Raw genomic sequence first — 25,697 nt, 5'->3', positions numbered from 1 at the left:
TATCCATTTGTGAACAGGCCCAGGCAATGGTTTCTGGCTCAGACGTGATCGTCCTTAACCAACGCGCCGCGCCCGTGGCCGGCCATACCCCCTGAGACTTCTTCTGTCGCCTCATCAGCGAGTGTCTCTGGCAGGATCAGGTTAAGCACAATAGCGATGAACGCAGCTGGAAGGATGCCTGACGCGCCCAGGACCCGCAGGGTGTCGGGCAGGTGCTGCAGCGCATTTGCCGATCCGGGCGCCACGTTCATGACTTCGAGTTGAAGCCCCAGACCAATCGAAAGCGAAACCGCAAAGATCACCATGTTGCGACGGTTCCACACAACATCCGACAACATGGATACGCCTGCGGCGACAACCATGCCGAACATGACTATGACGCCGCCGCCCAGCACTTCGATCGGAACCGTTCGGATCAACCCGCCGACCTTCGGCACCAGACCGCACACAATCAGGAAAATGGCACCAATGGTGACCACGTGGCGGCTCATGACGCCGGTCATAGCGATCAGACCGACATTCTGGCTGAACGAGGTGTTCGGGAAGCCGCCAAAGACACCCGCAATGGCAGAGCCGAAACCGTCCGCGTATGTGGCCCCCTGAATCTCTTTGTCGGTCGCCTCGCGACCGGCGCCACCTTTGGTGATTCCCGAGACATCTCCGACCGTCTCAACCGCAGAGACAAAGGCCATGAGGCAGAAACCGATTACTGCGGCGAACGAGAACTCGAAACCGTATTTGAAAGGCTGCGGCAGTGCGAAAGCCGCAGAGCGTTCCCACGAGCCTGAGATCACTTCAACGGGCAGCTTCCCAACCAGTAGGCAATAAACATAGCCCACCAAAATACCGACCAGGACAGCCGAAACGGAAAGCATGCCACGCGCGAAGAACTTTAGCCCCAGCGTGACAAACACAACGATCAGCGCAGGTGTCCAGCTGGACAATGAACCATAACTTTCCGCACCCGATGCTTTGGCTGGTACGCCTCCGGCCGCGTATTCGATGCCGACCTTTACCAGTGCAAGACCGATCATCGTCACAACCAATCCGGTGACCAGAGGCGGTAATGCAAAGCGTATCCTGCCGATTACCGTGCCCAACAGGGCATGAAACAAGCCACCGATAATCACGCCCCCAAACAGGGCGGCAAGACCGTCCACGCCTTTTCCGGCAACCAGAGGGATCATGATCGGAATGAAGGCGAATGATGTGCCCTGTACGATCGGAAGCGCCGCGCCAACCGGGCCAAGCGTTACCGTTTGCAACAGCGTGGCAACACCGGCGAAAAGCATCGACATCTGGATCAGGTACAGCAATTCGGGAAAATCCGGGCTGTTTGAGCCAAAGCCAAAGCCCGCCGCGCCAGCGACGATAATCGCCGGAGTAACGTTTGACACGAACATTGCAAGCACGTGCTGAATCCCCAACGGCACGGCCCGGTATATGGCTGGAAAGTAATTTGGATCGCGGAGTTGCTCCGGCGTCCCAATGGATGAATCGGTCATGGCTGTCCTCCCGTAAACGCGCGCTTTGGCGTCCTGTCCTTTGATAGCCTGGTGTGGAATTCACATCCTGATCCATTCAAAGTTGTCTATTATTAGAGCAAGCAGATAGCTGGGATTATCAAAAATACCAAAAAGGTGTTTTGGATGGTTGTATTTTTGGTAAAGAAACCAATGGCGGTCCAGAGTCAGCCCTAACTCGACGCTGAAGCGTCAGGCTGCCGGTATTGTCAAAACTCATTGCCCAAAAGGGCAGGGGCGCACCCGATCTACGATTTTAGCGAGGTATAGTAGCGCTGGGACTGGAACGCCCGAACGTGGCAGTTAGAAGTCGATCTCTACGCCCGGCAGGTTAAGCTCTTTCATCATGTCGCGCAGCTCTTGCCGTGCAGCGATGTTCGAAATGTTCAGCTGTTTGACCCCGATATCCTTGAGGTCCAGCAAGGTCAGGCCGCGTGGGAAAAGCTCGCGGAAGATAACCCGCTCGGAGAAACCCGAGGCGACGCGGAAGCCGATGCGCTGGGACAGCATCTCAATCGCGCGCTGCATCTTTTCCTTGTTGACCATGCGCTGGGTGCCGACGCGGTTGCGCACGACCACCCAGTCGATGGGTTTTAGTCCCGCCTGCGCGCGCAACTGACGCGCGTTCCACACCATTTCCGAATAGACCGACGGGCCTAGGATCTTTTCGCCCTTCGAGTCGATCCGTGCAAGCAAGTCAAAGTCGATAAAGCTGTCATTCAGTGGCGTGATCAGCGTATCGGCCAGCGAATGTGCCACCTGGCTTAGGCGTGTGTGCGATCCGGGGCAGTCGATCAGGATGAAATCGCTGTCGCTTTCCAGCTCGGACACGGCAGCTGACAAGCGGTGGTCATAGATGTTTTCGCCGGGTTTCAGCTTGGCGGCATCAATCTCGGGCAGATCGTGGTGGCGAGGGCTAGGCAAAGTGACCTCGGACCCGTTCAGGAAATTACCGCGGTTCTCAAAGTACCGGCCAAGGCTGCGCTGCCGAAGATCAAGGTCCAGTGTGCTGACCTTGTGACCCAATCGCGCTAGTGCGGTCGCTACATGCATCGACACGGTCGATTTGCCTGCGCCGCCCTTCTCGTTCCCCACTACGATAATATGTGCCATGCTTGTATTCCCACGTCCCGCCGTGCTTAACCACACGTTGTTGCGACCCACTATATGTTGTGGAGGCCGGGAATGGAAGAACCCCAAGCGCCATCGAAGGGCAATATCAGGCTCTAATTTGGAAAACTCAACCGGGTGTGTTGGTTAGGACGCGTGCTTGTCAAAGCGGATGGGGTGTTTCACAGTTCAAATCAGGGTTTGGCGATAGGGGAACCGGTTGGACCATCTGTTTTTGAACGTTCTGAACGTGGTTCTGCCGGTGCTGATCTGTGCCGGGATCGGCTATGCCCTTGCTGTGATCAAGGCGCCGTTCGACAACAAAGTCATCGGTGGGATCGTCTCACGCGTTGGGTACCCGACGCTGATCATCTCGCATCTGTCCACGACCCAAGTTGCGGTTGGCACCTTTCTGGACGTCATGACGGCCGCAGCGCTGGCCATTGCGGGGTTCGGAGTGTTGGGATTTCTGGCACTGAAAGCCATGCGTCTGCCGGTTCGGGCCTTTTTGACACCGCTGATGCATGGGAACGTGGGCAATGTCGGACTGCCTATCGCGTTGCTTGCGTTGGGTGATGCGGGAATGGCCTATACGATGGGATTTGTCGTGGTGGTGCTGATCAGCATTTTCACCATCGGAATGTGGATCCCGGCGGGGGAGTTTTCGCCCAGAAAGCTCGTCACGTCCCCGATTATTTATGCAGTGATCCTATCGCTGATCCTTATGGCGAGCGGATCAAGCTTGCCTCAGCCGTTGGCAAAATCCTTCGACATTCTTGGTGGGCTGTCGATCCCGTTGATGCTGCTGACATTGGGTCATACGCTGGCGACGTTGCGGATCAAAAGCCTGGGCCGGGCGGTGCTGTTGACCGTTCTGCATCTGGTCATGGCGATTGCAATCGCCAGCACTTTGGTATGGGTGTTCGGTTTCACCGGAGCTGAGCGTGGCGCGGTGATCCTGTGTTGCCTGATGCCGTCCTCGGTTGCGACTTACCTGTTCATTGACCAGCACGTTCCGGAATACGGGCCGGATGTTGCTGGTTTCATTCTTGTGTCGACGCTGGCCACGATCATCGTCCTGCCGCTTGCTCTGTCCTACTGGATCTAAAGCCGACCCTATGCCCAGCGACAAAAATCGCTAAACTGCTGATTAATTGCATTTAAGAACAATGAGTTTTGGGGTGGAATTATGACCGACAAGACGTCTTCTGACCCAACACACGAGGGGGGTGCCCGCGTTGTGCTGGCGATGACGGCCATCTGCATGATGGTTGTTGGGTTTAACACAACGGCCGTCGCGACCATCCTGCCGAACCTCAAGGCCGAGTTCGATTTGACACCATCCGGTCTGCAATGGGTGATGGCAACCTATACCGTGGCCAGCGCTACGCTGGTCACAATCGTCAGCCGGTTGGGCGATATCACCGGCAAGATGGGCGTGTTCTTTGCTGGTATGATTGTCTTTGGCATTGGGTCCGCCTCGGTCCTGCTTGCGCAAGATGGCGCGATGCTTTTGTTTGGGCGCGGGGCGCAGGGTGCAGGGGCTGCGGCCTTGTTTGGAACATCTCTGTCATTGCTCACCGCCGCCACACCTGAAGAACAGCGTGCAGGTGTCACCGGCGCATGGGGTGCAATTGTCGGTCTTGCCATTGGCGTCGGGCCGATCGTCGGCGGAGCCTTTGCCCACTACATCAGCTGGCGCGCAGTGTTTGCGACCGATCTGGTGTTGCTGATGTTCGCCTTCCTGATTGGGCTACATGTCAGCCGGCGCAGATACGTGCCGGACACACGTCAGGCCGGGGCCAAGTTTGACTATCCGGGTGCTTTTGCGCTGCTGTTGTTCCTTGGCCCGCTGTCCTTCGCGCTTAGCAATGGCGAAAGCAGCGGGTGGGCTACGCCGATGACATTGATGCCGCTGGGAGTCGCTGCGGTTGCGACAATCATCCTTGTCATCGTATCCCGCCGCAGCGACGATCCGTTGATCGAGCTACGATACTTCAAGCATCCGCGCTATTTCATGGCCGCCGTTGGCATGTTCTTCACCGGCTTCACGCTGTTCTGTTTCTTTGTGTACTTCAACACGTTCGTTCAATCCCCGGATGCCTTCGGCTATTCGCCCATCGGCGCAGGTTTGGCGATCATGCCGCTTAGCCTCAGCATGTTCGTGATCTCGGTCACCGCACCCCGGTTTCTGGCGCCCTACAGCTTTCAATGGCCTATCGCGATCGGCTTGGGGGCGATGGCCTGTGGGTTCTTGCTGTTGATGACAACTTCGAACTCCACCCAATATGCTGAGATCTGGTGGAAGCTGATGATCGTCGGCATTGGATTAGGTATCTGTTTTTCACTTTTACCCCGGCTCGGTCTGCGCGTGTTGCCGGAAGAGCATGTGGGGCAGGGATCCGGGGTGATTAACGCCTGCCTGTATTTTGGCGCGACACTGGGCGCCGTAGTCGGAGGGTTGGCCGAAGCGATAACGACCCGCAGAGGTATTTCCGAGGTCATGAATGCTTTGCCCGCCGGGTCCGACCAGCGAGAAGATCTGGCCCATGCCCTAACCCATGGGACGCCGAGTCAAATCCAACAACTGATCGCTAAAATGGATCCTGAAACTAGCAGCGCTTTGGCCAAGGCCCTTCGGGACTTGCAGGACAACGCCTTTGACAGCGCGATGCTTGTTGCCGCGGTGGCGGCTCTAGTCGGGATGGCTTTGGCGCTGATGTTGCTTCGGGGCCCGGTTCCGCCCGTACACAGCGCAGCCGAGCTGACGCGTGCGAAGAGTTGAGTTCGCTTCAACTGTTGGCAATTCTTCTACTAGAAATATGACTGTGATAGTAGGTCTCCATGGTTGAGTTTGCGTTACTCTCTCAAAAAACCTTGCGCCCTTTGGCGGCATTGTCTGTGCGCGAAGATCAGGCAGGGTTTGTCGCGACAAATCTAATGACGATGGCGCAGTCGATCTTCGAACCGGGGTCAGAAATCTATGGCATTTGGGATGGCGGCGATGCGGTGGGTTTGCTTGCCATAATCGACATGGCGCATCCCGACGCAGATTTGGATGACGGGGATGACCCAGATGGCGTCTATATCTGGCGGCTGATGGTCGACAAATCTCGTCAGGGCCGGGGCTATGGAATGGCCGCATTGGATTTTGCAAAATCCGTGGCTTTGAAAAAGGGTCGCTCTAATCTGGTGATCAGCGTCGTCGACGAACCCGGCAGTGCGCTGCCGCTTTATCAATCGTTCGGGTTTGCGCCGACTGGCCGGCTTGTCGATGGAGAGGTCGAGTTGATCATGCGACTGGCTTAGCCACTTATTTTTGGCAACGTTCTACGCACAAAAAAGGCCGCCCCGGTGGGCGGCCTTTCGCATCTCAAACGGGTCAGGCTTAGAAGCCCAGACCTTCGTATTTCTTCTTGAACTTCGACACACGGCCGCCAGCGTCCAACAGGCGCGACGAACCACCGGTCCATGCGGGGTGCACAGAGGGGTCGATTTCCAGAGCCAGCTGATCGCCTTCGGCGCCCCAGGTGGATTTCATCTGAACCACGGTGCCATCGGTCATTTTGACGTCGATGACGTGATAATCGGGATGGATGTCTTTTTTCATCTTTCCGTTCCTTACGCTTCGGCGCCAGCCTTGGGCTTGTAGTTGGTGACTTCTGCGATACGCGCGGATTTACCACGGCGCGAGCGCAGATAGTACAGTTTGGCGCGACGGACGCGGCCACGGCGGACAACGGTGATGCTGTCGATGTTGGTCGAATACAGCGGGAACACACGTTCTACGCCTTCGCCAAACGAAATTTTGCGAACGGTGAACGCACCGGCGATGGTGTTGCCACCTTTGCGGGCGATGCAGACGCCTTCGTAGTTCTGCACACGGGTGCGCGACCCTTCGGTCACTTTAAAGCCGACACGGATGGTGTCACCGGCTTTGAAATCGGGGATGTCCTTCCCCAGGGCGGCAATCTGTTCCGCCTCAAGCTGTGCGATCAGGTCCATCGCATTTCTCCTATCTGCTCGTGGTTGGTCCACGAAGTTGAGCACGGCCTGAGAGCTCTTGGTCTTCACCGGGTCCTGCGAACAGCCCGCCAGAGGTCAGATCGAATGTTCCTTATGCCTGGTCTGCCCTGCCGCGCCGTGGCCGAAGAAAGCCGGGCGTCACGCCATGATGCAAACCAAAACACCGGAGTCGCATGTCGCGGCACCGGATTGCGCTGCTTTACGGGCTTTGTGCGCAGGGATCAAGCCTGAATCTCTATAAAGATCGGGGCGGAGTGGTAGGTTTTCGCCGCTTGTCAACAACACCGTTGCCTTGTCAGGCAGATCGGGCATTCTAGAGGGAATTATAAGAGCAGAAATTTGGAACAGGAACATACCATGCGTACAGCATTGATGCTGGCTGTTATGGCCTTCGCGACCCTGTCTTGCGGTCGCAGCAGCCCGCCGCCCCAACAGGTTGAACCAAAGGCATTTCTGAGCACCACGTCGCCTTCGGTCATTTTTCCAAGCTTTGGGGATGCCAAGCCGCATGAGTGGGAAGGCCGGCATCCGGGGCACTATCCGGTTCACGGGCTCGATGTTTCGCGATGGCAGGGTCCGATTGACTGGCGCAGGGCCAAGTCCTCCGGTGTCAGTTTCGTATTCATCAAGGCGACCGAGGGGGGGGACGTAGCCGACCCTTTGTTTGATGATCACCGGCGCGGCGCGCAAGCCGCCGGTGTTCCATGGGGGGCTTATCACTATTACTATTTTTGCCGACCGGCGCATGAGCAGGCAAAATGGTTCATCGAGAACGTGCCCCGAGGTGCCGACCTGCCGCATGTGCTGGATATGGAATGGACGCCACATTCCAAGACCTGCACCATCAGACCCGATGGCGCCACCGTCCGGTCCGAGGCGAAGCGGTTCCTTGATATCCTGGAACGCCACTATGGCCGCCGCCCGATCGTCTATACGACCGTGGATTTCTACGGTGACACCGATATCGCCCGCCTGCCCAAGACGGAATTCTGGCTGCGGTCGGTCGCCGGGCACCCGCGCAACGTTTACCCCAAGGCCGCGTGGCGGTTTTGGCAGTATACGGGCACGGGTTTGGTTCCTGGCGTTCAGGGGGAAGTGGACATCAACACATTCAACGGCCCGCCTGAGATATGGGCCAGATGGAAGGCGGGGGGCACTTAGCCGCTTGGTGCCCCATAAGTTTCAATGGTTCCTCCCGCCACAAGGTGATCCAGACGGCGTACCCGTTCTTGGCCAGATGTGTGATGCAGCCAGAACCGCTCTCCATCAGTCAGTTCGCGTCGCTCGAAGCCAAGTTCGGTCATGCAGCGGTGCACCTGGTCAATTTCACCCTGTGAGCGAAGCTTATCGTCGAAGGGCGCCGTAACGATGGGGCCAAGGATCACGCCCCACAGCAGGATATTCGTGGCGTATCCACCAATCACCGCGCTGTTGCCCCCAATATCTTCCTCGGTGGCGCATGATTGCACGGCGACCTTTGCGGAGTGCAGGTTATGGCCCGCCTGAGTGGGCACTGCCATCTCAAGAGGCTTGGTTGTGCAAGCTGAAAGGGCAAGCACAGCTAAGCATATGATTTTTTTTCATTTAGCAGCCTGTTATGCGTTGAATTGAAATCGCATTTTGCAATATCTTCAAGATGAGTATTTTTTCAGAACATCAGCTTCAAGTGGTGTTCGCTAAATACAGGAACGTGCTGCATACAAGCCACACTCGGGGTATCAATCCTGTGTGTCGTCCCCGGATTCCTCATAGCGTTCCCACAGATCAGGGCGTCGCTTGCGGGTGATCTCTTCAGACATCTGGTGCCGCCATTCGGCAATGCGCCCATGATGACCAGACATCAGAATGTCGGGGATCGGACGGCCTTTCCAATCTGCGGGTCGGGTGTATTGCGGGTGCTCTAAAAGACCCGAGGAAAAGCTCTCGTCTTCGGCTGAGGCCTGGTTGCCCAATACGCCGGGAATCAACCGCACAGTTGAGTCAATCAGCGCCTGGGCTGCGATCTCGCCGCCGGTCATCACGAAATCCCCAAGGCTGACTTCCTGAACGCCGTAATGTTCCAACACGCGTTCATCGACGCCTTCGAACCGACCGCAGAGCAAGGTCATACCGTCGCAGCGTGCGAGGTTTTGCATCATACGTTGATCCATCCGGCGACCGCGCGGGCTGAGGTAGATCAACGGCCAGTTGCCTTGCACACCAGCCATTGTGTGTTCGATTGCCTCACCCAGCACGTCTGCGCGCAACACCATACCCGCGCCGCCGCCGGCCGGCGTGTCGTCGACATTGCGATGTTTGCCAACGCCGAACTGGCGCAGATCCACGGTCTCTAACTGCCACAACCCTTCTTGCAGGGCTTTGCCTGTCAAGCTTTCGCCCAGAACGCCGGGAAAGGCCGAAGGGAACAGGGTGATGATTTTCGCCTTCCAGACCCCGTGCAGGTCAGGTGTCGGAGTCATCAATTCACGCGGCTTCAGCGTGGGTCGGATTGCCTTGCGTCCGTGAGATTTGCCTGGCTTGTCTGTCATATTGTGCCGACCATCGCGTTCTTTGCCCGCTCTACTACCAGCGCTTTTTGCCGGGTCAGCTCAGCTTCGTCCAGATGGGATCGGTTCAGCGTCAGCAATTCGGCCAGCACGCTTTCCGGCAGCCTGCTGTTGGATTTTGTGGGCGGCACCAAAAGCTGCGCTTTTTCCCGAGGCAAGTTCAGGAATTCGGCAAAAGGCGTACCGGGACCAAAGCGGCGCAAATGCGTCTCTTCCAGCCACTCTTGGATCACGGTGACCGACGGCAGTTTCTTGCGAATTTCCGAGACCGTTTCCTCGAGCGGGGGCAGGTGATCCATGTTCGTGCGGAAGGTTTCGAAATCCTGGACTTCACGGGTTCTTTGAAGATCGTGAGCCCACAGGCTGCGCAACCACGCTCCGCGCTGGCGCAGGGACAGGTAGATCGTGATATTGACCTCCTGATCCTCGAACCGATCGCGGACGGCGTCCACCAGACAAGCGGCCAGATCGGGTGTAGCTGCATACCCCTGTTCGATATTGCGGCTGGGTCGCAGGCCGCTGAAATTCTCTTCACTGACGATCAGGCCACGTTTCGTGCCGAAGTTCCGCGTGGCCAGATACTCTCGGGCCTGCGAGCTGAATTCGGACAGCGTTCCCACGGTTCCATAGATGGAGTGGCGGGTCGCAGCACCTGACAGCCCCAATTTGCGCGTCTTGTAAGGCAGCAACAGTGCAAAATGTGGCCAGATCAACTCGCGGTTTTCATACAGAAACGACTGAGCTGCAGTGGTTCCGGTCTTGTGTAGCCCCAGATGCAGCAGAACGCGTCGCATCAGATCAGCCCCTCGGGCGGGTCTGCGATGATGCGGCCTTTGTCCAGATCCACGGTTGGAACAACCTCAAGCGTGAAGGGCAGAAAAACGGTGCCTTTCAACCCCGGCCCGTGCAGTTCCAGCAGATCTGCGGCGCCGTGGTTTTGTACCGACTTCACACGACCCAGCAGCGTTCCGCCGGTGTCGTAGACCTCAAGCTCGATCAGGTCGGTGTGATAGAATTCGTCATCAGGCAATGATGGCAGCTGATCACGCCGCGCGAACAGGCGGAGGCCGTTGATGGCGTCTGCCTGTTCTTTGGTCTCGATCCCACCCAAACGCGCCGCAAAGCCGTTTTTGATTGGGCGGGTCAGGACCAGCGGATAGCGTTCCTTGCCGTCTTCGTCAGTTAGGGGCGAATAGGTCTCGATATCCTCTGGGATGGCGCAAAAACTCTTTAGCCGCACTTCGCCGCGCACGCCGTAAGACCCCGCAACGCTGCCCACGCAGATCAGATCAGTCATTTGGCTCTTCCGTCGTTACACATAATCCGTCCTGCCAGTCTCCAAGCGAGGCACATGCCTCGCGTTGGTTATTGCGCTCAAAGAACACGCCCACAATAAAAGCGATCAGCAACAGGATGGGAAGTCGTATCAGTCCGAACATCTGGCTTTACCGCGTTTCGAGATGCAACCGGGCGCTGCGCTGTTCCCAGCCGGCACGCTCAAGTTCGGGTCTTTCAGACATTTCTTCCGGCCAGCCCACACAGTAGTAGCCGACCAGAGACCAATCGTCAGGCACAGCCAGATCGCGTTTCATCTGTTCTGGATCAAGGATCGAGACCCAGCCCAGACCCAACCCCTCGGCCCGCAAAGCGAGCCAAAACAAGGTGATTGCGGCAACGACGGAATAGCGGCGCATCTCGGGCATCGTGCCCGCGCCTAGCCCCAGACCTTTGTTGGTCGTCTCGTCTGAGAAAACAGCCAGCTGAACAGGCGCTTCCTGCATGCCGGACAGCTTGAGGCGGCTATATTTCAGCGCCTTGTCCCCCGAGTATCCCGCAAGGGCCTCTTCGTTGGCGTTTTGGAAATTCTCCAGCGCTGCGGCACGCGCCGCTTCGCTTTCGACGCGAATGACGCGCCAGGGTTCGCTCAGCCCCACTGAAGGGGCCAATCGAAATGTGTCGAGACAGCGCGTCAGCACCGCCTCGTCCACGGGATCGGTGCGGAACCGGCGCACATCGCGCCGGAGCCGCATCAACAGTTCGAACTGCGTGCGAAAATCGTCGGTGAAGTCCTGATCCTGCACGCGCCGACCTGCTTACTCTTCTGCTGCTGCTTCTTCAGCCGGCGCAGCCGCCGCTTCGGCAGCTTCAGCAGCCTTTGCAGCTTTTTCTTCTGCACGTTCCTGAGCTTTCTTGCCCGGGGTACCCTTGTTGGGGTTGTTGCGCTCCGCCTTGTCGCGGGTGCCGGCAGCTTCCAGCATACGTGCGATACGGTCGGTGGGCTGTGCGCCCTGGTCTAGCCAGTACTGGATGCGCTCCATGTTCATTTTCACGCGCTCTTCGCTGTCTTTCGGCAGCAGCGGGTTGTAGGTGCCCAGCTTTTCGATGAAACGGCCGTCGCGGGGCATACGGCTGTCAGCCGCTACGATGCGATAGAAAGGACGCTTTTTCGAGCCGCCGCGGGCGAGACGAATTTTCATTGCCATGGTGGTATCTCCTTTGAATGGCGTATCCGGTGGTTCACCGGTTTAGTTCTGGTGTTTCTTGTGGTGTCGGATGACTTCCTGAATGATGAAATTCAGAAAAGCCTTGGCGAAATCGGGGTCCAGATCGGCCTCTTTCGCCAGTTCTTCTAACCGTGCGATCTGCGCGGCCTCGCGCGAGGGATCGGACGGGGGAAGTTCGTGTTCGGCCTTGAGCTTGCCAACGGCCTGGGTGTGCTTGAACCGCTCGCCCAACGTGTAGACAAGGATCGCGTCCAGCCGATCAATGCTTTCGCGATGCTCTTTCAGCAACGTCGCAGCCCGTGTCACAGGGTTGTTCATTGGCCGGTCCTCTCAGCGGTCAAAGCGGTGTCAGTAGTATCGAGTTTCGGGTGCCGCCAAACCTGGCAGCGTTCGCCGACAACCTCGCCTTCGCGCTCATAAGTGGCACCAAGACGTTCGGCTAATGCGCGCGAGCGGTCATTCGCGTGGGCGATGTATGAGATCGGACCGTTCACCCCCTGGTGTTGGGCGGCATAGGCGCGGGCAGCCATCGCAGCTTCGTATGCAATGCCCTTGCCTTCGAAGCCGTCGAAAACGACCCAACCCAATTCCGGCTCATCCCAGCCCGGGGCGTTGATGATCCCGGTCCAGCCTGCAAACGCGCCGCTTGCCCTTTCAACGATGTGCCAACCGCCGTAACCCATGATGGCCCAGTGCCCGAACCGGCCCAAAAGCGACCGCCATACCTCCAGCGGCGTTTTTGGCCCACCGACCATACGGCTGCGTTCCGACGCGAAGAAAGCCGTCATTGCGGGCAAATCACCTTCTTGTGGTGCCCGCAGGATCAGGTTTCCTGTTTCAACGGTGGGGATGGTGTACGACGTCATGCGTAGGCCTCGATCCCGCCATTCACCAGATCGGCCGGCGCAGGGTGCCGCCAGACCTGCATTGTACCGAAACCCGGGTGTTCGTAGGTATAATCAAACTGCGCGCCCAGCCTTTCGGCCACGGCCTTGCTGCCCAGATTGTCCGGGTCGATCAGAGAAATCGCCGTTTCCCACCCCAGCACATCATAGGCATGCGCACGCGCGGCCAGAGCGGCCTCGGTCGCGTAACCTTTGCCGGTGGCGTTATTCATCAACGTCCAGCCGATTTCGGGCTCGGGCCAGCTATGGGGGAACCACAGGCCCACATGGCCGACATAGGTGCCGGTGCCCTTTTCTTCGACGCCCCAGAACCCATATCCGCGCATGGCCCAGTGACCCAGCAGCATCGCCATTGCGCGCCAAGTTTCGTCCGGGCGTTTTGGGCCGCCGACGAATTTTGAGGCATCGCTGGCAAAGAACTCGGCCTCGGCTGCGAAGTCAGCTTCGCAGGGGGCACGCATGATCAGGCGCTCGGTTTCCAGCGTCGGGATCGCCATGGAAAGTGTCATGCCTGCACCTCGCCATAGCGCCAGACATGTTGGTCTGCGCCAAAGGCGCTCTCAGCCATGGCGTCACGGGACGCACCAAGGCGTTGAGCCAGCGCATTCGAGCGGACGTTGGATGCCGATACATAGCTGACGAACTGGCCGGGCCCGAGCAGGTCAAAACCGAAGTCGCGAACGGCAGTGCAGGCCTCAATGGCGTAGCCTTGCTTGCGGTATTCGGCGCTGAAAACATAGCCAAGCTCGGGTTCTTGATCGTCCCATTCCAAGCCCAGAATGACGAAGCCAATGACCTGACCGCCATCTTTCAGGGTGACCGAGAACAGGCCATGACCATGCAGAAGCCAGCCGGAGGTATAGTAGGAAAACTCGGTCCAGGCTTCTTGCTCAGTGTCGCCAAAGCTTTCTGCACAGACTGACGTCCACACCGGCAGGTCGTCCAAAGTGGGCGCACGCAGGACCAGCCGCCGGGTCTGAATGACCGGCAAGGCCGCGCGATATTGCGCTGCTGCCATCGCCGCCTTTCCGGACGGGGGCTGGGTGCAGCGTGCTGGCGTCACTTTTTCTTTCCGAAACCGCTCAGACCCGGAGGCAGAGCCATGCCGCCGCCCATGCCAGGCATACCGGGCATCTTGCCGCCCATCGCCTTGGCGGCCTGTTCCAGCGCTTTGGGATCCATACCCGCGGCCATGTCCTCGGGCGAGGGTCCGCCTTTGCCGAACATGCCTTTCATGGCCTGTTTCAGCATCTTGCCTTTGCCCATTTTGCCCATCTTCTTCATCATGTCGGACATCTGCCGGTGCATCTTGAGCAGCTTGTTGAGGTCGCTGACCTCTATGCCCGAACCGGCGGCGATGCGTTTCTTACGGCTCGCTTGCAGCAGTTGCGGGTTGGCGCGTTCGCGTTTGGTCATGGACTGGATCATGGCGATCTGGCGTTTGAGCACCTTGTCATCCATGCCTGCTTCTTCGACTTGCTTGGCCATTTTGCCCATGCCGGGCATCATGCCCATCATGCCCTGCATGCCGCCCATCTGGATCATCTGTTCCAGCTGCATTTTCAGGTCGTTCATGTTGAACTGACCTTTGACCATGCGCTTCATCATGCGCTCGGTCTGTTCCATCTCCATCGTTTCCTGGGCTTTTTCGACCAGGGCAACGATGTCGCCCATGCCCAGAATACGACCGGCGATACGGTCCGGCTCGAAGGTTTCGAGCGCGTCCATCTTCTCACCCAGACCGACAAAGCGGATCGGCTTGCCAGTGACCGCACGCATCGACAGCGCCGCACCACCGCGCCCGTCGCCGTCCATCCGGGTCAGGACCACGCCGGAGATGCCGACTTTGGCGTCGAACTCTTCGGCGACTTCAACAGCGACCTGACCGGTCAGGCCGTCGACGACCAGCAGGGTCTCGCGCGGATCAACCGCGTTTCGGACCTGCTCGACCTCGTCCATCAGGACTTCGTCGATATGCAGACGGCCAGCGGTATCCAGCATGTAGACGTCATAGCCGCCCAGCGTGGCCTGCTGCTTTGCGCGCTTGGCGATATCAACGGGCTTCTGGCCCGGCACAATCGGCAGGGTGTCAACGCCAACCTGCGTGCCCAGAACGGCCAACTGATCCATCGCGGCCGGGCGATAGACGTCGAGCGAGGCCATCAGGACCTTTTTGCCCTCTTTCTCTTTCAGGCGCTTCGCCAGCTTACCGGTTGTGGTCGTCTTACCCGAGCCCTGGAGGCCGACCATCAGGATCGGGGCAGGAGGGTTGTCGATCTTCAGCGCACCTGGATCTTCTTCACCGCGCAGGGTGTCGACCAACGCGTCATGCACGATCTTGACGACCTGCTGTCCGGGGGTAATCGACTTGGTCACCGCCTGACCGGTGGCCTGATCCTGCACTTTCTTGACGAATTCTCGAGCTACCGGCAGCGAGACATCTGCCTCAAGCAGCGCAACCCGAACCTCACGCAGAGCGGTTTTGACGTCCTCTTCGGACAGGGCACCCTGTTTGGTCAGCCGGTCAAAGACGCCAGAAAGGCGTTCGGATAGATTTTCAAACATGCCTTCGGCCTCCTATGCCGGTTATCTGGTGGCGTGCCTTAGATAGGATGCGCCGGTTAAATGCACAAACGCCCCCACGGGCGTAACACGCTGGTGGGGGGCGATCCCTGAACGACTCAAGGGACCGGAAGATCAGACGCTTCCGGATGTTGGGTTGGGCTTTAGGCCGATCGGCTGGCAGAGTCAACCTTGCGCGCAGGAAGCCAGTCATTGACCGCATCAACCAGCCGATGCGCACCCCGACGATTTGAGAATGCCTCGACGATGGGATGCCGGCCCTCGCTCATTCCCTTGTCCAATATTAGCACAGGCCGATATAGGGTGGATGTCCCCTTATTGCTTCTCGATGCCGTGCTTTCGATCTCCGCATGGGACAAGTTTGCAAGCAAATGCTCGACGGTATCATAGCCAAAGACGGACTGCCTGCGGATCATTATTTTGTCTTTGTTCCGGTCCAAGATAACCTGAACGCGGCGCACAAAGGCGCAGAAGGCCCCAAGACCCATCCCACCGCCGAATAGGGCAAAGAAGATGCCGAACAAGATGCCCTCACCGCCCTCACTGACCATGAACAGGCCCGCGCCGACAAAAGCCAGAATGAAGAAGACCAGCGTGATGCCGATAAACCATGGCGTATCGGACAAGATCAGTTGGTTCGGAGAATTGCGCGTGACTTTCATGGCGGCACGCTAGCATCGATTTTCAGGCCTGTCGTGGCTTGAATCTGTCAGCGCATTGCGCGATTAGCGCCTCAAACGAGGAGGTACCCATGGATGCGTCATCCGCTTTTCAAGACACGCTGCCGATCAGTTCAGACGCGCTGTTGCAGCGGCTGGATGACGGGGGGCTGAGCTATCGTCTGCACACGCATATCCCCCTGCGCACGGTTGAGGATGCCAAAGGCGTTGAAGAGCAATTCCTGGTACCAGGCGAAAACACCTTGCGCCTCAAGAACCTGTACCTGCGCGACAAGAAAAAGCGGAACTATCTGGTGACGCTGGAACAAAGCCGCGAGATTGATCTTAAGGCGTTGGGCACAGAGCTGGGGATCGGTAATCTGTCGTTTGGATCGGCGGATCGGCTGTTTCAGAACCTTGGCATCCGCCCCGGCGCGGTCAGTCCGCTGGCCATGATCAACGGGGCGTCAAACGATGTGCGGTTCTTCATGGACGCCGCCGCGCAAACGGCGGACGTCATCTATATGCATCCATTGGTAAATGACCGGACTGTCGCCATGACACGCGATGACCTGATGGCATTCTTCGATCAGATCGGATGCGAGACCACCTGGCTGCCGTGATCAATCGCTCAGCGCCTCTTCGAGGGTTGCGGCGACATGGGCGGCGGACGGATTGACGAACAGGTGGCCGTCAGCTTCAAAAACAGGGTCATCCAGGTGGTCGGGAAAGGCCAGCGGCAGTTCGGTGCACGCCAGCAAGATCGCGGTTCCCGGCTTTGCGTGCCTGTCGCAGAATGTTAGTAAACGAGCGCGCGCCGTGTCTGATGCGCCGCCGTAGAAGTCACTGTCGATCATAGCCTGCATCTCGGCAATTTCCGTTTCGGGCAAGCGATCATTTGCAGTGATCCCTTCAGCGGCCAATCGGTCTGAATAATTGCTGGCCTGCATGGTCACTGTCGTTCCCAGAACCAGGGCTGTGGACGCCTTGGCAGATGCCGTGGCCTCAGCCGTTGCATCGAAAATGCTGAGAATGGGCATGGTGATACCTTGCCGGATCGCATGCAGCCGCGCGTGCGGAGTGTTCGAGGCGATGATGCCAAAGTCGCAGCCCGCGTTTTCAAGTGTTAACAGCGCCTCGCGAAACACCGCGTCGAACCCGGACCAACTGGCCTCGTCTCCGGCGGTTCCCCGCAGGGCGCGTGTTTTGGCCTGCGTAACGGATTCGATTGTCATGGGCGGGATCGGCAGGGGCGAGCTGTGGCCGCGATTGGCAAAGTGCCTGCTGGCCCCTTCTGCGATCGCTCGGTAATAATCCACGGTCGAGGCCCAGCCCACACCGCCCAGAATGCCGATTTTCTTCATGATGAACGCCCAGTCTGCAAATCTCGCTTAAGGCAGACTGGACGTTTCACAAGGTAAAGGCCAGAGGTGGATCAAGCGGCGAGTTGAGTTACCGCTTTTTGGGCATTCGCCAACGCGGCGTCCGCATCCAGCGCCATCTTGTCAGCCGCAATCACGTCGACGTCGTGGATGCCGATGAATCCTAGAACGTGCTTGGCATAGTTGGTGGCAAAGTCGATCTCAGACCCTATCTCGGTGCCGCCGGACGCGATCGCCAGCACGGCGCGCTTACCTTCCAGCAGGCCTTTGGGGCCGGTTTCCGAATAGGCAAAGGTCAGACCCACGCGGGCGACAAGGTCGATCCAGGCCTTGAAGGCCGCAGGCACCGAGAAATTGTAGATCGGCAGCCCGATGACAATGGTGTCGGCGTTTTGCAGCTCGCCAACCAACTCGTCGGACAGGGCCAACAGATCGCGTTGAACCTCGTCACGTTGATCGGCGGGGGTGAAGTTGGCGTTGATCCAGTCTTCGGTCAGCAGGGGCAGGGGGCTGGCAAGATCGCGGCGGATAATGCGTCCGGCGCCAAGGTGCCCGATAATCTGGCCGGAAAGGTCACGGGTGGCGGATCCGGTGCGGCGGGCCGAGGCGTCGATATGCAGGATGGTCTTGGTCATGTCAGGGTTTCCTTTTTGGCGGGGAATCTGCTTCCGGTCCCAATATGAGTGTTGCGTCAGCGAACGAAACGCAGATATACCAACAGGTATTGTTGGATTTTGCACAGTAGGCTTGAGCATGGATAATTGGGACGAAGTCAAAACCGCGTATCAGGTCGCTCGGATGGGCACCGTCAGCGGCGCGGCCGAAATCTTGGGCGTTCACCATGCCACCGTGATCCGCCATATCGACGCGATCGAAGCGCGGCTGGGCGTTAAGCTGTTCCAGCGCCACGCCCGTGGCTATACCCCAACCGATGCCGGAGAGGACCTTCTGCGCGTGGCTCAGGCCACCGAAGATCAGTTCAATCAGTTGGTGGGCCGAATGAAAGGGCGTGGCGATGATGTGTCGGGCGAATTGGTTGTGACGTCTCTGGCCTCGCTGGCGCCCTTGGTCGTTCCCGCCCTGTCCGAGTTTCAATCAATGCACCCGGGTCTGATTGTACGTTACCTGACCGGGGACCGCTTGTTCCGCCTGGAATACGGCGAGGCGCATGTGGCCATCCGTGCGGGTGCCGCCCCGGACCAACCTGACAATGTTGTGCAGCCGTTTATCGAACAGGAGGTCGGCTTGTTTGCCAGCAAGTCATATATCGAACGCCGAGGCAAACCAGCGAGCATTGACGAATTTGCAGACCACTTGTTTGTCGGCACGGACGATGAAAACAGCCGCGCTCCGTTTTCCAAGTGGTTGCGTGCCACTGTCCCGGCCGAGGCCATCGCATTCCGCTGTACCAACAATTTCTGCTTGCGCGAGGCGGTTCTGGCCGGGGCAGGGATTGGTTTCATGGCGCGGTGGGAGGCATCGCGCGATCCGGAGTTGGTCGAAGTTATTGAGCCATTGCCCGAATGGTTCGGCAAACTTTGGCTGGTGACCCATGTCGATCTGCATCGCACGACCAAAGTGCAGGCCTTCCTATCGTTCCTTAAGAAAGAATCCAAAGGTTGGCTCTCGTGACACCGCAGGGGCGTGGTCATTTGGCAATGATCACATTCACTCTGCTGGTGGCGGGTAGTTTCTCGTTGGGATCGATTGTTGCCAACCAGATTGCACCGTTGGCGATTACAGCCGGGCGGTTTCTGATTGCGGCCGTCATCATCGGCATTGCGGCGCTTGCCACCACCGGGTTGCCGCGCAGCGCTGCGCACGCGCCGTGGCGATACGCTGTTTTGGGCGGGCTGTTCGCCACTTACTTTGTTCTTATGTTCTACGGCCTGAAAACCGCCGATCCGGTCAGCACATCCGCGGTCTTCACCCTGACGCCGATCATGTCGGCCATCGCCGGATGGGTTCTGCTGCGCCAGATCACCACGCCGCGCATGGCTTTTGCCCTGACGGTGGGGGCTACCGGGGCTTTGTGGGTTATCTTTCGCGCCGATTGGCAGTCCTTTCGCGCCTTCGAGATCGGTGGCGGAGAGATCATCTTTTTCTGGGGCTGCATGGCGCATGCAATCTACACGCCGATGGTGCGTAAATTGAACCGGGGCGAGCCCGCAGTCGTGTTTACATTTGGAACACTGGTTGCTGGTTGTGTGATCCTGACGGTGGTCGGCTGGTCAGACATCCGTGCAACCGATTGGGCGAACCTGCCGCTGATCGTCTGGGTCAGTCTGCTGTATCTTTCTATCTTCGCAACGGCCTCCAGTTTCGTTCTGGTCCAGTTTGCAGCGCTACGCCTGCCGTCGGCCAAGGTTATGGCCTACACTTATCTGATCCCCAGCTGGGTGATCCTGTGGGAGATCGCGCTTGGGCGGCCTGCGCCAACCGTCATGGTGCTGGTCGGTGTCGTTTTAACCGCGATCGCGCTTGTTCTGCTGCTCAAAAGCGAAGAGCAACCTGCGAAAGACACTGCGCCGGTCTCGGAATGACCCTTGTCTTTTGGCCGTAATCTAACAACCCTCGGGTCTGATGAACCATCCCGGAGGGAATGATGAAGCAAGCTATTCTATTTGTCGTCGGTGCGATGTTATCCGCCTGTACGCAAGGAGGGGGGCAGGGGTCGTCGGAGACCGACCTTCAAGGCAGTTGTGAGGCGCTGGTATCGGCTGAGACGGGTGTTCAGGCCGCTGACGTCAACGCGATTTCGACTGAATCGGTACCGACCGGAACAATCACGACAATTGAGGTCACTGGCGCTCAGGCACCGTGGTTGTGTCTTGCGGATGCAACGGGTGTGATCATCGGCGTCGAGTATAGTCAGGAAGGCTAGCTGGGAACCGGCCGAACCGGATGAAATGGTCGGAGTCATCTACATGAGACAGATCAAAGTGCTCTATTCCTGAGCCCGCTAACATCGGCGGCAGGAGGAAGATGCCATGTTTAATCACATTATGATCCCGGTCGATATTCATCTGCCGCCGGAAATTCGCAAAGCTCTGGATGTCGCGGCGCAAATGGCGAGATGGCAAAACGCCCGGATCACGATCGTCAGCGTGACCGGAACCCAGCCGGGCGACGTCACGCATTCAGACGCGGAGATCAGCGTCGAGCTGCAAGCCATTGTGGATCAACTTACCGAGCAGAGTGGCTCCGAGGTTTCAGCGCGCAACATCCACTCGGTAGATGTAGCTGCAGAGGTCGACGGTGATTTGACCCGCGCCGCTGAAGAGATTGGGGCCGACCTGATCGTTGTTGGAACGCACGCACCGCGTATCACTGACCACATTTTTTCCAGCCATGCCGGATATCTGGCCAAACACGCCAAAGTATCGGTGTTTGTCGTTAGATAGGTCTAGGGATCGTCTGTTGCGGGCAGTTCGACTTCCAGAAAACGTTCAAACGCATCCAAATTGACCGGTTCGAACTGACCGAACCCCTGCATCCAGACAGATGCCGCGCGCAGCGCATCCGGTTCCAGTTTGCACCACTTCACCCGCCCGCGCTTTTCCTGGCTGATCAACCCGGCCTTGGTCAGAATGATCAGATGTTTCGAGATCGCGGCTAGCGACATCTCGAACGGGTCGGCGACGTCGGTGACGGCCATATCATCCTCAAGCAGCATTGCAAGGATGGCGCGGCGGGTCGGGTCGGCGAGGGCCGCGAAAACGGTATCGAGGTCATTGGACATGCTATCGCTCAATCACAGCGCCCGGTTTTGGTCAACCATTTGGTTGAATATACGAATTGAGTGGTTTTTACGCACGCCGATGGATCGGGACATTTTAATGGTGCTTCAATTACATGAATAAATTGCGTAAATTCAATTACTTAACCTGCGGAAAGTCAGACATTTAACACCGTTGACTCTGTGCCTTGCGCCCCTTAGCACCCTACCCAAGACTGTGCGAGGGAATTGCCCGTGACCGATGATGACCAAAAGCAGCGTATGGCGCAGCTGGAGGCCAAGATCACAGCGGCGAAAAAGGCCAAAGCGCCAAAGCCTCGTGCGGATGCTGACGTGTCCGGGGGCGAGCTTGCCTGGAGGATGGTCATCGAAATGGTTTCCGGTCTTGGGATCGGATTTGGCATCGGATACGGGCTGGACAGCCTGCTCGGGACAATCCCGATCTTCCTGGTGCTGTTCACATTGCTGGGCCTTGTCGCGGGCGTGAAGGTTATGCTCCGCAGCGCGAAAGAGGTTCAGGAGAAACAAGCGGCTGCTGAGGCGGCCGATAAGGACGAGAGGGACTGAACGTGGCAACTGAGACCACCGCAGCAGAAGGCAGCAGCCTGGTTTTCCATCCGATGGATCAGTTCATCGTTAAACCGCTTTTCGGTGACGGTGCGATTGCGTGGTACACGCCGACCAACGTGACTCTGTGGTTGTTTCTGGCTATTGCGGCGATCTTTGCCCTGCTGGTTCTCAGCACCTCGAAACGTGCCATTGTTCCGACCCGAATGCAGTCTGTTGCTGAGTTGGCCTATGGCTTCATCTACAAGATGCTGGAAGACATTTGCGGTAAAGAAGGCGTGAAGTACTTCCCCTATGTCATGACCCTGTTCATGTTCATCGTCTGCGCGAACTTCCTGGGCATGTTGCCCATGTCTTTCACCACCACATCGCATTTCGCCGTGACCATCCCGCTGGCGCTGGCAGTGTTCCTGACCGTAACCGTTCTGGGTTTCGTCAAGAACGGCGCAAGCTTCCTGGGTCTGTTCTGGGTGTCCAGCGCACCGCTGGCACTGCGCCCTGTCCTGGCGATCATCGAGCTGATCTCGTACTTCGTGCGTCCGGTCAGCCACTCCATTCGTCTTGCCGGTAACGTCATGGCAGGCCACGCGGTTATCAAGGTTTTCGCAGGCTTTGCCGCGATTGCCGTGATCTCACCGGTGTCCGTTCTGGCGATCACCGCAATGTACGGCCTCGAGGTCCTCGTGTCCTTTATTCAGGCCTACGTCTTCACCATTCTGACCTGTGTTTACCTGAAAGATGCGCTGCATCCTTCGCACTAAGGTCCGATACCCAAACATCGAAACTTCCAATTCGTAAGGAGAAACATCATGGAAGGCGATCTCGCACACATCGGCGCAGGCCTGGCAGCAATCGGTTCCGGCGCAGCCGCAATCGGGGTGGGCAACGTTGCAGGCAACTTCCTGGCCGGCGCCCTGCGCAACCCATCGGCGGCTGCTTCGCAGACCGCAACCCTGTTCATCGGTATCGCATTCGCAGAAGCCCTGGGGATCTTCGCATTCCTGGTCTCGCTGCTGCTGATGTTCGCCGTCTAATCTGCGGAACCTGATCCTTACGCGCAGGTGGGCCCAAGCCATAGCGGCCCACCTGTTGTAAAGACAACGTTCCGACGGAGGACATCATGGCGACTGAACCCCTTGCCAAAGAAGTAGCTGGCACCTGCGTCGACGCCTACGGCTCGGCCATCGGTATGCCGCAGCTCTGCTTCGATTGGTTTCCCAACCAGATTTTCTGGCTGGTCATCACGCTGGTCGTCATCTTTCTGGTCCTGTCTCGCGTGGCCTTGCCCCGCATCGCGGCAATCCTGGCGGAACGTCAGGGGACCATTACAAATGACCTGGCTGCGGCCGAAGATCTGAAGGCCAAAGCGGTCGAGGCTGAAGAGGCCTATAACAAGGCGCTGGCCGATGCCCGTTCTGAGGCACAGCGTATCGCAGCGGAAGCCCGCGCGGAAATCCAGTCAGGTCTGGATGACGCGATTGCCAAGGCAGACTTGGAAATCGCTGCAAAGGCGGCTGAATCGGAAAAGGCTATTGCCGATATCCGTGCCGGTGCGCTGGAAAGCATTCAAGTGGTTGCCAAGGATACGGCAGCTGAACTGGTCACAGCACTGGGCGGCGAGGCAGATGCCAAAGCCATCGACAGTGCAATTGACGCGCAGACGAAAGGATAAGTGACATGCGGAATACTCTTGCCCTTATCCTGACCGTCGGTGCCGCTAGCCCTGCGCTGGCTGCAAGCGGCCCGTTCTTCTCGCTTGGCAACACCGACTTTGTGGTCACTCTCGGCTTCATCGTTTTCATCGCGGTCCTGTTCTACTTCAAGGTACCGGGCATGATCGGTGGCGCGCTGGACAATCGCGCCGATGGCATCAAGTCCGAACTGGACGAAGCCCGCGCCCTGCATGAAGAGGCACGCAGCCTGTTGGCCTCGTACGAGCGCAAGCAGCGTGAAGTGCAGACCCAAGCGGATGCCATCGTGGCTGCAGCCAAGGAAGACGCTATCCTGGCGGCAGAACAGGCAAAGGTCGATTTGGAGAAATCCATCGCCCGCCGTCTGGCAGCAGCTCAGGACCAGATCGCTTCTGCTGAGGCGTCAGCTGTCAAGGAAGTCCGTGATCAGGCCATCACCGTTGCGGTATCGGCTGCCAACGCAGTTCTGGCCAAGCAGATGACGGCCGCACAGGCGAACAAACTGATCGACGCAGCGATTGCGGATGTTGGTGACAAACTGCACTGACACCGACAGATAGCAGACGAGTAACAGAAGTGACCCGGAAGCCGCATGCTTTCGGGTCATTTGTTTTCTACAGGGACGACGCGCGATCCTAGTCTAGTCACTTGTGCAGCGGATCCGAATTGTGATTTGACGGATGCGAAGGCGTTGTTTGGGCGTTTTATGACAGAGCCATAGTGCGTCTACCTTCCTTTCCGGAGGCTCTGGGATTGCACAGAACAAGGTCGGATGAAGTAGAAAACTGAAATCCGGAAACAGGAAAAGAGTGACCGTGCCAGCCACAGACAACACAGTTTCCATGAACATTGTCGGCGCGGTGCGTAACGGGGGTTCGGCTCTGAAAGAAACGATCCATCGGATCGAAGACCTGTCGAAACGGGTAGGGCAATACTCGGTCATCATTGCCACCAATGACAATACCGATGACACCGATCAGATCCTGTCTGAATACGCGAACCGGATTACCGAGGTTCAGATCATTCGGCTGGATGGTGTGATCTCGGACATTTCTGAACGTGTCGAGCGTATCACCGCTGCTCGAAATTCTATACTTGAAACTCTCGAAAAGAATGGTCGTGACAACCACCTGACTCTGATACTGGATTTAGACGGGCCGAACATCTGTCTGAATCCCGAAGCTGTTTTAGCAGCGGCCAAGCGTTCGGATATTCAGTGGGAAGCGGTTTTTGCAAACTCGAGGCCTGCCTACTACGACCTATATGCCTTGCGCTGCCGGGGGTGGTGCGAACAGGATGTCTGGCAACAGATACACAACGCGCGTAAACCTTTGTTTGGTAAACGAAGATGGCGCCGAAACCTCTTGAAGACCATGATCCATGACCGTCAGTTTCATATTCCAGAAGATTGCCGACTTATACCTGTCGACAGCGCATTTGCGGGGGCCGGCCTTTATAAAACTCAAGCGCTACGAGGCCTGAGATATAAATGCCGAGATGAGGAGAACCGGCTGGTCTGTGAACATGTCCTGTATCATCAGGAAATGCGTACGCGAGGCGCCAGACTCTATATCGATCCAGCATTGACGACTATCGCGCCGCAAGAGCATCTTGGTGAAGGCAGCGGAGCACCATTTCCACCGAACCTACAAGACCTTTCGAGCGGAGCAACGTGATCAATGCCCTATTCTCCAATCACCGGGCAACTTGGAGTGTTGCTTTTTGAAAGCGATGTGATCGGGCGACACCCGGCAAAGTACTTTCTGGATGAAAGCTGCGGTTATATCTGGGTAGAAAACCCGACATGGCTGGAAGAAGCGTATAGCGACGCCATCGCGTTGACGGATACAGGGATCGTTGTCCGAAACCTGTCGAACCTGCGCCGTGTGTCAACAGCTATGCGAGCGAGTGGTCTTGAAGATGCCCGAGGGATCGACATTGGCGGAGGCTATGGTCTGTTTGTTCGCGGCCTAAGGGACATTGGACTGAATTTTCACTGGTCCGACCCCTATGCCGAAAATCTGTTGGCGCGCGGATTCGAGGCGGATGATGGAACATATGCAGTTGCGACGGCCTTTGAAGTTCTTGAACATTTGCCGGATCCGCTTTCGCACATAAAAGAGGCGCGCACGAAATTTGGTTTCGAAACGCTCTTTTTTTCGGCAACTTGCTTCGATCCAAAGGATCTACCGCCGCGCGACTGGTGGTACTGGGCTTTTGAGACGGGCCAACACATCAGCTTTTTCTCTGAGCAAAGCCTGGATTATATGGCTGAGCAGTTGGGGATGCGGAAAGTTCACCTACGTGGAGACCTTTATGCCTTCACTACTCTGGACAGCCTCACGTGGCCCAGCCGGTGGCAGCAATGGAGAATTCGAAAAGCGTTTCGTCGTGCCAGCCTGACGCAACAGGACTATGAAGACATGAAGCAACGCGTAAAGTCGATGCAACTCAAACGTTGA

Annotated in this window: 36 protein-coding genes; 16 read left to right on the top strand and 20 right to left on the bottom strand. The window is 57.6% G+C overall.

Annotation, left to right across the window (positions count from 1 at the left end; translation table 11 throughout):
* Positions 1–38 precede the first annotated feature (38 nt).
* Both AC2FI8_RS16445 and AC2FI8_RS16440 read right to left on the bottom strand, forming a co-directional pair.
* The gene (locus AC2FI8_RS16445; protein ID WP_108861328.1) at positions 39–1,505 is read right to left on the bottom strand and encodes a uracil-xanthine permease family protein; all 1,467 of its coding nucleotides are present in this window, start codon (positions 1,503–1,505) and stop codon (positions 39–41) included.
* 321 nt (positions 1,506–1,826) lie between these two features.
* A complete protein-coding gene (locus AC2FI8_RS16440) occupies positions 1,827–2,636 on the bottom strand; it encodes a division plane positioning ATPase MipZ (protein ID WP_496727013.1) in 810 nt (269 codons plus the stop codon).
* 217 nt (positions 2,637–2,853) lie between these two features.
* On the opposite strand from AC2FI8_RS16440, the gene AC2FI8_RS16435 reads away from it, so the two are divergent.
* The 3 genes from AC2FI8_RS16435 to AC2FI8_RS16425 all read left to right on the top strand — a co-directional run bounded on the left by AC2FI8_RS16435 (position 2,854) and on the right by AC2FI8_RS16425 (position 5,942).
* Positions 2,854–3,741: an AEC family transporter gene (locus tag AC2FI8_RS16435; RefSeq protein ID WP_496780188.1), complete on the top strand. Its 888-nt coding sequence runs from the start codon at positions 2,854–2,856 to the stop codon at positions 3,739–3,741.
* Positions 3,742–3,822: 81 nt separating this feature from the next.
* The gene (locus AC2FI8_RS16430; RefSeq protein WP_496780186.1) at positions 3,823–5,418 is read left to right on the top strand and encodes an MFS transporter; all 1,596 of its coding nucleotides are present in this window, start codon (positions 3,823–3,825) and stop codon (positions 5,416–5,418) included.
* A 59-nt stretch (positions 5,419–5,477) separates the two neighbouring features.
* The gene (locus AC2FI8_RS16425; RefSeq protein ID WP_496780183.1) at positions 5,478–5,942 is read left to right on the top strand and encodes a GNAT family N-acetyltransferase; all 465 of its coding nucleotides are present in this window, start codon (positions 5,478–5,480) and stop codon (positions 5,940–5,942) included.
* Positions 5,943–6,021: 79 nt separating this feature from the next.
* Here AC2FI8_RS16425 and rpmE read toward each other — a convergent pair whose 3' ends face one another.
* Together rpmE and rplS are read right to left on the bottom strand one after the other, a co-directional pair.
* Positions 6,022–6,243 carry a 50S ribosomal protein L31 gene (rpmE, locus tag AC2FI8_RS16420; RefSeq protein WP_010437577.1) on the bottom strand — a complete coding sequence of 74 codons (222 nt, stop codon included), beginning with the start codon at positions 6,241–6,243 and terminating at the stop codon, positions 6,022–6,024.
* A gap of 11 nt (positions 6,244–6,254) precedes the next feature.
* Positions 6,255–6,638: a 50S ribosomal protein L19 gene (gene rplS, locus AC2FI8_RS16415; protein ID WP_058273331.1), complete on the bottom strand. Its 384-nt coding sequence runs from the start codon at positions 6,636–6,638 to the stop codon at positions 6,255–6,257.
* A 378-nt stretch (positions 6,639–7,016) separates the two neighbouring features.
* Here rplS and AC2FI8_RS16410 point away from each other — a divergent pair, with 378 nt between their 5' ends.
* The gene (locus AC2FI8_RS16410) at positions 7,017–7,820 is read left to right on the top strand and encodes a glycoside hydrolase family 25 protein (RefSeq protein WP_496780181.1); all 804 of its coding nucleotides are present in this window, start codon (positions 7,017–7,019) and stop codon (positions 7,818–7,820) included.
* Here the strand turns inward: AC2FI8_RS16410 and AC2FI8_RS16405 are convergent.
* The 13 genes from AC2FI8_RS16405 to AC2FI8_RS16345 all read right to left on the bottom strand — a co-directional run bounded on the left by AC2FI8_RS16405 (position 7,817) and on the right by AC2FI8_RS16345 (position 15,859).
* Positions 7,817–8,179, bottom strand: a complete 363-nt coding sequence (locus tag AC2FI8_RS16405; RefSeq protein WP_147235301.1) for a hypothetical protein — start codon at positions 8,177–8,179, stop codon at positions 7,817–7,819. The two genes, AC2FI8_RS16410 and AC2FI8_RS16405, sit on opposite strands and share 4 nt — an antisense overlap.
* 198 nt (positions 8,180–8,377) lie before the next feature.
* Positions 8,378–9,187, bottom strand: coding sequence for a tRNA (guanosine(37)-N1)-methyltransferase TrmD (trmD, locus tag AC2FI8_RS16400; protein ID WP_496780179.1), 810 nt, complete (start codon positions 9,185–9,187; stop codon positions 8,378–8,380).
* The gene (locus AC2FI8_RS16395) at positions 9,184–9,999 is read right to left on the bottom strand and encodes a hypothetical protein (protein WP_496767252.1); all 816 of its coding nucleotides are present in this window, start codon (positions 9,997–9,999) and stop codon (positions 9,184–9,186) included. The genes trmD and AC2FI8_RS16395 overlap by 4 nt, the downstream gene beginning before the upstream one ends.
* Entirely contained in the window at positions 9,999–10,502 is a 504-nt protein-coding gene (rimM, locus tag AC2FI8_RS16390) for a ribosome maturation factor RimM (protein WP_058278985.1), read from the bottom strand. The genes AC2FI8_RS16395 and rimM overlap by 1 nt, the downstream gene beginning before the upstream one ends.
* On the bottom strand, positions 10,495–10,644 hold the full coding sequence (locus AC2FI8_RS16385) for a hypothetical protein (protein WP_496767250.1): 150 nt from the start codon (positions 10,642–10,644) through the stop codon (positions 10,495–10,497). Before AC2FI8_RS16385 ends, rimM begins: the two co-directional genes overlap by 8 nt.
* Before the next feature lie 6 nt (positions 10,645–10,650).
* Complete coding sequence (gene bluB, locus AC2FI8_RS16380) at positions 10,651–11,286, bottom strand: 5,6-dimethylbenzimidazole synthase (protein WP_496780176.1); 636 nt, start codon at positions 11,284–11,286, stop codon at positions 10,651–10,653.
* Positions 11,287–11,298: 12 nt separating this feature from the next.
* Positions 11,299–11,688, bottom strand: coding sequence for a 30S ribosomal protein S16 (gene rpsP / locus AC2FI8_RS16375; RefSeq protein WP_170350323.1), 390 nt, complete (start codon positions 11,686–11,688; stop codon positions 11,299–11,301).
* 42 nt (positions 11,689–11,730) lie between these two features.
* A complete protein-coding gene (locus AC2FI8_RS16370; RefSeq protein WP_170561253.1) occupies positions 11,731–12,027 on the bottom strand; it encodes a chorismate mutase in 297 nt (98 codons plus the stop codon).
* Positions 12,024–12,575: a GNAT family N-acetyltransferase gene (locus AC2FI8_RS16365; protein WP_496780173.1), complete on the bottom strand. Its 552-nt coding sequence runs from the start codon at positions 12,573–12,575 to the stop codon at positions 12,024–12,026. The genes AC2FI8_RS16370 and AC2FI8_RS16365 overlap by 4 nt, the downstream gene beginning before the upstream one ends.
* Positions 12,572–13,123 carry a GNAT family N-acetyltransferase gene (locus AC2FI8_RS16360; RefSeq protein WP_496767241.1) on the bottom strand — a complete coding sequence of 184 codons (552 nt, stop codon included), beginning with the start codon at positions 13,121–13,123 and terminating at the stop codon, positions 12,572–12,574. Before AC2FI8_RS16360 ends, AC2FI8_RS16365 begins: the two co-directional genes overlap by 4 nt.
* Complete coding sequence (locus tag AC2FI8_RS16355; RefSeq protein ID WP_496780171.1) at positions 13,120–13,632, bottom strand: GNAT family N-acetyltransferase; 513 nt, start codon at positions 13,630–13,632, stop codon at positions 13,120–13,122. Before AC2FI8_RS16355 ends, AC2FI8_RS16360 begins: the two co-directional genes overlap by 4 nt.
* Before the next feature lie 41 nt (positions 13,633–13,673).
* A complete protein-coding gene (ffh, locus tag AC2FI8_RS16350) occupies positions 13,674–15,179 on the bottom strand; it encodes a signal recognition particle protein (RefSeq protein WP_496767238.1) in 1,506 nt (501 codons plus the stop codon).
* A 161-nt stretch (positions 15,180–15,340) separates the two neighbouring features.
* A complete protein-coding gene (locus AC2FI8_RS16345) occupies positions 15,341–15,859 on the bottom strand; it encodes a hypothetical protein (protein WP_496780169.1) in 519 nt (172 codons plus the stop codon).
* A gap of 89 nt (positions 15,860–15,948) precedes the next feature.
* Between AC2FI8_RS16345 and AC2FI8_RS16340 the strand changes: the two genes are divergently transcribed.
* On the top strand, positions 15,949–16,479 hold the full coding sequence (locus AC2FI8_RS16340; RefSeq protein WP_496780167.1) for a prolyl-tRNA synthetase associated domain-containing protein: 531 nt from the start codon (positions 15,949–15,951) through the stop codon (positions 16,477–16,479).
* On the opposite strand, the gene AC2FI8_RS16335 is transcribed toward AC2FI8_RS16340, so the two are convergent.
* On the bottom strand, positions 16,480–17,220 hold the full coding sequence (locus AC2FI8_RS16335; protein ID WP_496780166.1) for an aspartate/glutamate racemase family protein: 741 nt from the start codon (positions 17,218–17,220) through the stop codon (positions 16,480–16,482).
* A gap of 71 nt (positions 17,221–17,291) precedes the next feature.
* A complete protein-coding gene (locus AC2FI8_RS16330) occupies positions 17,292–17,873 on the bottom strand; it encodes an FMN-dependent NADH-azoreductase (RefSeq protein WP_496780164.1) in 582 nt (193 codons plus the stop codon).
* A gap of 118 nt (positions 17,874–17,991) precedes the next feature.
* On the opposite strand from AC2FI8_RS16330, the gene AC2FI8_RS16325 reads away from it, so the two are divergent.
* The 4 genes from AC2FI8_RS16325 to AC2FI8_RS16310 all read left to right on the top strand — a co-directional run bounded on the left by AC2FI8_RS16325 (position 17,992) and on the right by AC2FI8_RS16310 (position 20,642).
* Positions 17,992–18,870 carry a LysR family transcriptional regulator gene (locus AC2FI8_RS16325; RefSeq protein WP_058273318.1) on the top strand — a complete coding sequence of 293 codons (879 nt, stop codon included), beginning with the start codon at positions 17,992–17,994 and terminating at the stop codon, positions 18,868–18,870.
* Positions 18,867–19,781 carry a DMT family transporter gene (locus AC2FI8_RS16320; RefSeq protein ID WP_496780162.1) on the top strand — a complete coding sequence of 305 codons (915 nt, stop codon included), beginning with the start codon at positions 18,867–18,869 and terminating at the stop codon, positions 19,779–19,781. The genes AC2FI8_RS16325 and AC2FI8_RS16320 overlap by 4 nt, the downstream gene beginning before the upstream one ends.
* Positions 19,782–19,843: 62 nt before the next feature.
* A complete protein-coding gene (locus tag AC2FI8_RS16315; protein ID WP_496767227.1) occupies positions 19,844–20,122 on the top strand; it encodes a hypothetical protein in 279 nt (92 codons plus the stop codon).
* 106 nt (positions 20,123–20,228) lie between these two features.
* Positions 20,229–20,642 (top strand): universal stress protein, encoded by a 414-nt coding sequence (locus AC2FI8_RS16310; RefSeq protein ID WP_496767225.1) that lies wholly within the window; start codon positions 20,229–20,231, stop codon positions 20,640–20,642.
* 2 nt (positions 20,643–20,644) lie between these two features.
* On the opposite strand, the gene AC2FI8_RS16305 is transcribed toward AC2FI8_RS16310, so the two are convergent.
* Positions 20,645–20,980, bottom strand: a complete 336-nt coding sequence (locus tag AC2FI8_RS16305; RefSeq protein WP_058273314.1) for an ArsR/SmtB family transcription factor — start codon at positions 20,978–20,980, stop codon at positions 20,645–20,647.
* A gap of 231 nt (positions 20,981–21,211) precedes the next feature.
* Between AC2FI8_RS16305 and AC2FI8_RS16300 the strand changes: the two genes are divergently transcribed.
* From AC2FI8_RS16300 to AC2FI8_RS16270, 7 genes are all read left to right on the top strand, one after another.
* Positions 21,212–21,544: an AtpZ/AtpI family protein gene (locus AC2FI8_RS16300; RefSeq protein WP_058273313.1), complete on the top strand. Its 333-nt coding sequence runs from the start codon at positions 21,212–21,214 to the stop codon at positions 21,542–21,544.
* 2 nt (positions 21,545–21,546) lie between these two features.
* Positions 21,547–22,305 carry a F0F1 ATP synthase subunit A gene (locus AC2FI8_RS16295; RefSeq protein ID WP_058278975.1) on the top strand — a complete coding sequence of 253 codons (759 nt, stop codon included), beginning with the start codon at positions 21,547–21,549 and terminating at the stop codon, positions 22,303–22,305.
* Positions 22,306–22,353: 48 nt separating this feature from the next.
* Entirely contained in the window at positions 22,354–22,578 is a 225-nt protein-coding gene (locus AC2FI8_RS16290) for a F0F1 ATP synthase subunit C (RefSeq protein ID WP_005981269.1), read from the top strand.
* Positions 22,579–22,664: 86 nt separating this feature from the next.
* A complete protein-coding gene (locus AC2FI8_RS16285; RefSeq protein WP_058278974.1) occupies positions 22,665–23,216 on the top strand; it encodes a F0F1 ATP synthase subunit B' in 552 nt (183 codons plus the stop codon).
* Between the two features lie 5 nt (positions 23,217–23,221).
* A complete protein-coding gene (locus AC2FI8_RS16280) occupies positions 23,222–23,782 on the top strand; it encodes a F0F1 ATP synthase subunit B (protein ID WP_496780160.1) in 561 nt (186 codons plus the stop codon).
* A 268-nt stretch (positions 23,783–24,050) separates the two neighbouring features.
* Positions 24,051–24,911: a hypothetical protein gene (locus tag AC2FI8_RS16275; RefSeq protein ID WP_496780158.1), complete on the top strand. Its 861-nt coding sequence runs from the start codon at positions 24,051–24,053 to the stop codon at positions 24,909–24,911.
* A gap of 3 nt (positions 24,912–24,914) precedes the next feature.
* Positions 24,915–25,697, top strand: a complete 783-nt coding sequence (locus tag AC2FI8_RS16270) for a class I SAM-dependent methyltransferase (RefSeq protein ID WP_496780156.1) — start codon at positions 24,915–24,917, stop codon at positions 25,695–25,697.

The organism is Ruegeria sp. CDSB029 (assembly GCF_059611125.1).
This window is presented reverse-complemented; position numbering and strand designations above follow the sequence as displayed.

What these genes read in the sequence shown, in the direction of transcription:
- AC2FI8_RS16370 (WP_170561253.1), bottom strand. Translation starts at nt 12,027, where the DNA reads ATGAACAACCCTGTGACACGGGCTGCGACGTTGCTGAAAGAGCATCGC.
- AC2FI8_RS16440 (WP_496727013.1), bottom strand. Translation starts at nt 2,636, where the DNA reads ATGGCACATATTATCGTAGTGGGGAACGAGAAGGGCGGCGCAGGCAAA.
- AC2FI8_RS16405 (WP_147235301.1), bottom strand. Translation starts at nt 8,179, where the DNA reads ATGGCAGTGCCCACTCAGGCGGGCCATAACCTGCACTCCGCAAAGGTC.
- AC2FI8_RS16340 (WP_496780167.1), top strand. Translation starts at nt 15,949, where the DNA reads ATGGATGCGTCATCCGCTTTTCAAGACACGCTGCCGATCAGTTCAGAC.
- AC2FI8_RS16410 (WP_496780181.1), top strand. Translation starts at nt 7,017, where the DNA reads ATGCGTACAGCATTGATGCTGGCTGTTATGGCCTTCGCGACCCTGTCT.
- AC2FI8_RS16290 (WP_005981269.1), top strand. Translation starts at nt 22,354, where the DNA reads ATGGAAGGCGATCTCGCACACATCGGCGCAGGCCTGGCAGCAATCGGT.
- rplS (WP_058273331.1), bottom strand. Translation starts at nt 6,638, where the DNA reads ATGGACCTGATCGCACAGCTTGAGGCGGAACAGATTGCCGCCCTGGGG.
- rpsP (WP_170350323.1), bottom strand. Translation starts at nt 11,688, where the DNA reads ATGGCAATGAAAATTCGTCTCGCCCGCGGCGGCTCGAAAAAGCGTCCT.
- AC2FI8_RS16315 (WP_496767227.1), top strand. Translation starts at nt 19,844, where the DNA reads ATGAAGCAAGCTATTCTATTTGTCGTCGGTGCGATGTTATCCGCCTGT.
- AC2FI8_RS16335 (WP_496780166.1), bottom strand. Translation starts at nt 17,220, where the DNA reads ATGAAGAAAATCGGCATTCTGGGCGGTGTGGGCTGGGCCTCGACCGTG.
- AC2FI8_RS16305 (WP_058273314.1), bottom strand. Translation starts at nt 20,980, where the DNA reads ATGTCCAATGACCTCGATACCGTTTTCGCGGCCCTCGCCGACCCGACC.
- AC2FI8_RS16280 (WP_496780160.1), top strand. Translation starts at nt 23,222, where the DNA reads ATGCGGAATACTCTTGCCCTTATCCTGACCGTCGGTGCCGCTAGCCCT.
- rpmE (WP_010437577.1), bottom strand. Translation starts at nt 6,243, where the DNA reads ATGAAAAAAGACATCCATCCCGATTATCACGTCATCGACGTCAAAATG.
- AC2FI8_RS16355 (WP_496780171.1), bottom strand. Translation starts at nt 13,632, where the DNA reads ATGGCAGCAGCGCAATATCGCGCGGCCTTGCCGGTCATTCAGACCCGG.
- ffh (WP_496767238.1), bottom strand. Translation starts at nt 15,179, where the DNA reads ATGTTTGAAAATCTATCCGAACGCCTTTCTGGCGTCTTTGACCGGCTG.
- AC2FI8_RS16425 (WP_496780183.1), top strand. Translation starts at nt 5,478, where the DNA reads ATGGTTGAGTTTGCGTTACTCTCTCAAAAAACCTTGCGCCCTTTGGCG.
- rimM (WP_058278985.1), bottom strand. Translation starts at nt 10,502, where the DNA reads ATGACTGATCTGATCTGCGTGGGCAGCGTTGCGGGGTCTTACGGCGTG.
- AC2FI8_RS16285 (WP_058278974.1), top strand. Translation starts at nt 22,665, where the DNA reads ATGGCGACTGAACCCCTTGCCAAAGAAGTAGCTGGCACCTGCGTCGAC.
- AC2FI8_RS16360 (WP_496767241.1), bottom strand. Translation starts at nt 13,123, where the DNA reads ATGACACTTTCCATGGCGATCCCGACGCTGGAAACCGAGCGCCTGATC.
- trmD (WP_496780179.1), bottom strand. Translation starts at nt 9,187, where the DNA reads ATGACAGACAAGCCAGGCAAATCTCACGGACGCAAGGCAATCCGACCC.
- AC2FI8_RS16270 (WP_496780156.1), top strand. Translation starts at nt 24,915, where the DNA reads ATGCCCTATTCTCCAATCACCGGGCAACTTGGAGTGTTGCTTTTTGAA.
- AC2FI8_RS16310 (WP_496767225.1), top strand. Translation starts at nt 20,229, where the DNA reads ATGTTTAATCACATTATGATCCCGGTCGATATTCATCTGCCGCCGGAA.
- AC2FI8_RS16365 (WP_496780173.1), bottom strand. Translation starts at nt 12,575, where the DNA reads ATGACGTCGTACACCATCCCCACCGTTGAAACAGGAAACCTGATCCTG.
- AC2FI8_RS16345 (WP_496780169.1), bottom strand. Translation starts at nt 15,859, where the DNA reads ATGAAAGTCACGCGCAATTCTCCGAACCAACTGATCTTGTCCGATACG.
- AC2FI8_RS16325 (WP_058273318.1), top strand. Translation starts at nt 17,992, where the DNA reads ATGGATAATTGGGACGAAGTCAAAACCGCGTATCAGGTCGCTCGGATG.
- AC2FI8_RS16385 (WP_496767250.1), bottom strand. Translation starts at nt 10,644, where the DNA reads ATGTTCGGACTGATACGACTTCCCATCCTGTTGCTGATCGCTTTTATT.
- AC2FI8_RS16445 (WP_108861328.1), bottom strand. Translation starts at nt 1,505, where the DNA reads ATGACCGATTCATCCATTGGGACGCCGGAGCAACTCCGCGATCCAAAT.
- AC2FI8_RS16430 (WP_496780186.1), top strand. Translation starts at nt 3,823, where the DNA reads ATGACCGACAAGACGTCTTCTGACCCAACACACGAGGGGGGTGCCCGC.
- AC2FI8_RS16330 (WP_496780164.1), bottom strand. Translation starts at nt 17,873, where the DNA reads ATGACCAAGACCATCCTGCATATCGACGCCTCGGCCCGCCGCACCGGA.
- AC2FI8_RS16395 (WP_496767252.1), bottom strand. Translation starts at nt 9,999, where the DNA reads ATGCGACGCGTTCTGCTGCATCTGGGGCTACACAAGACCGGAACCACT.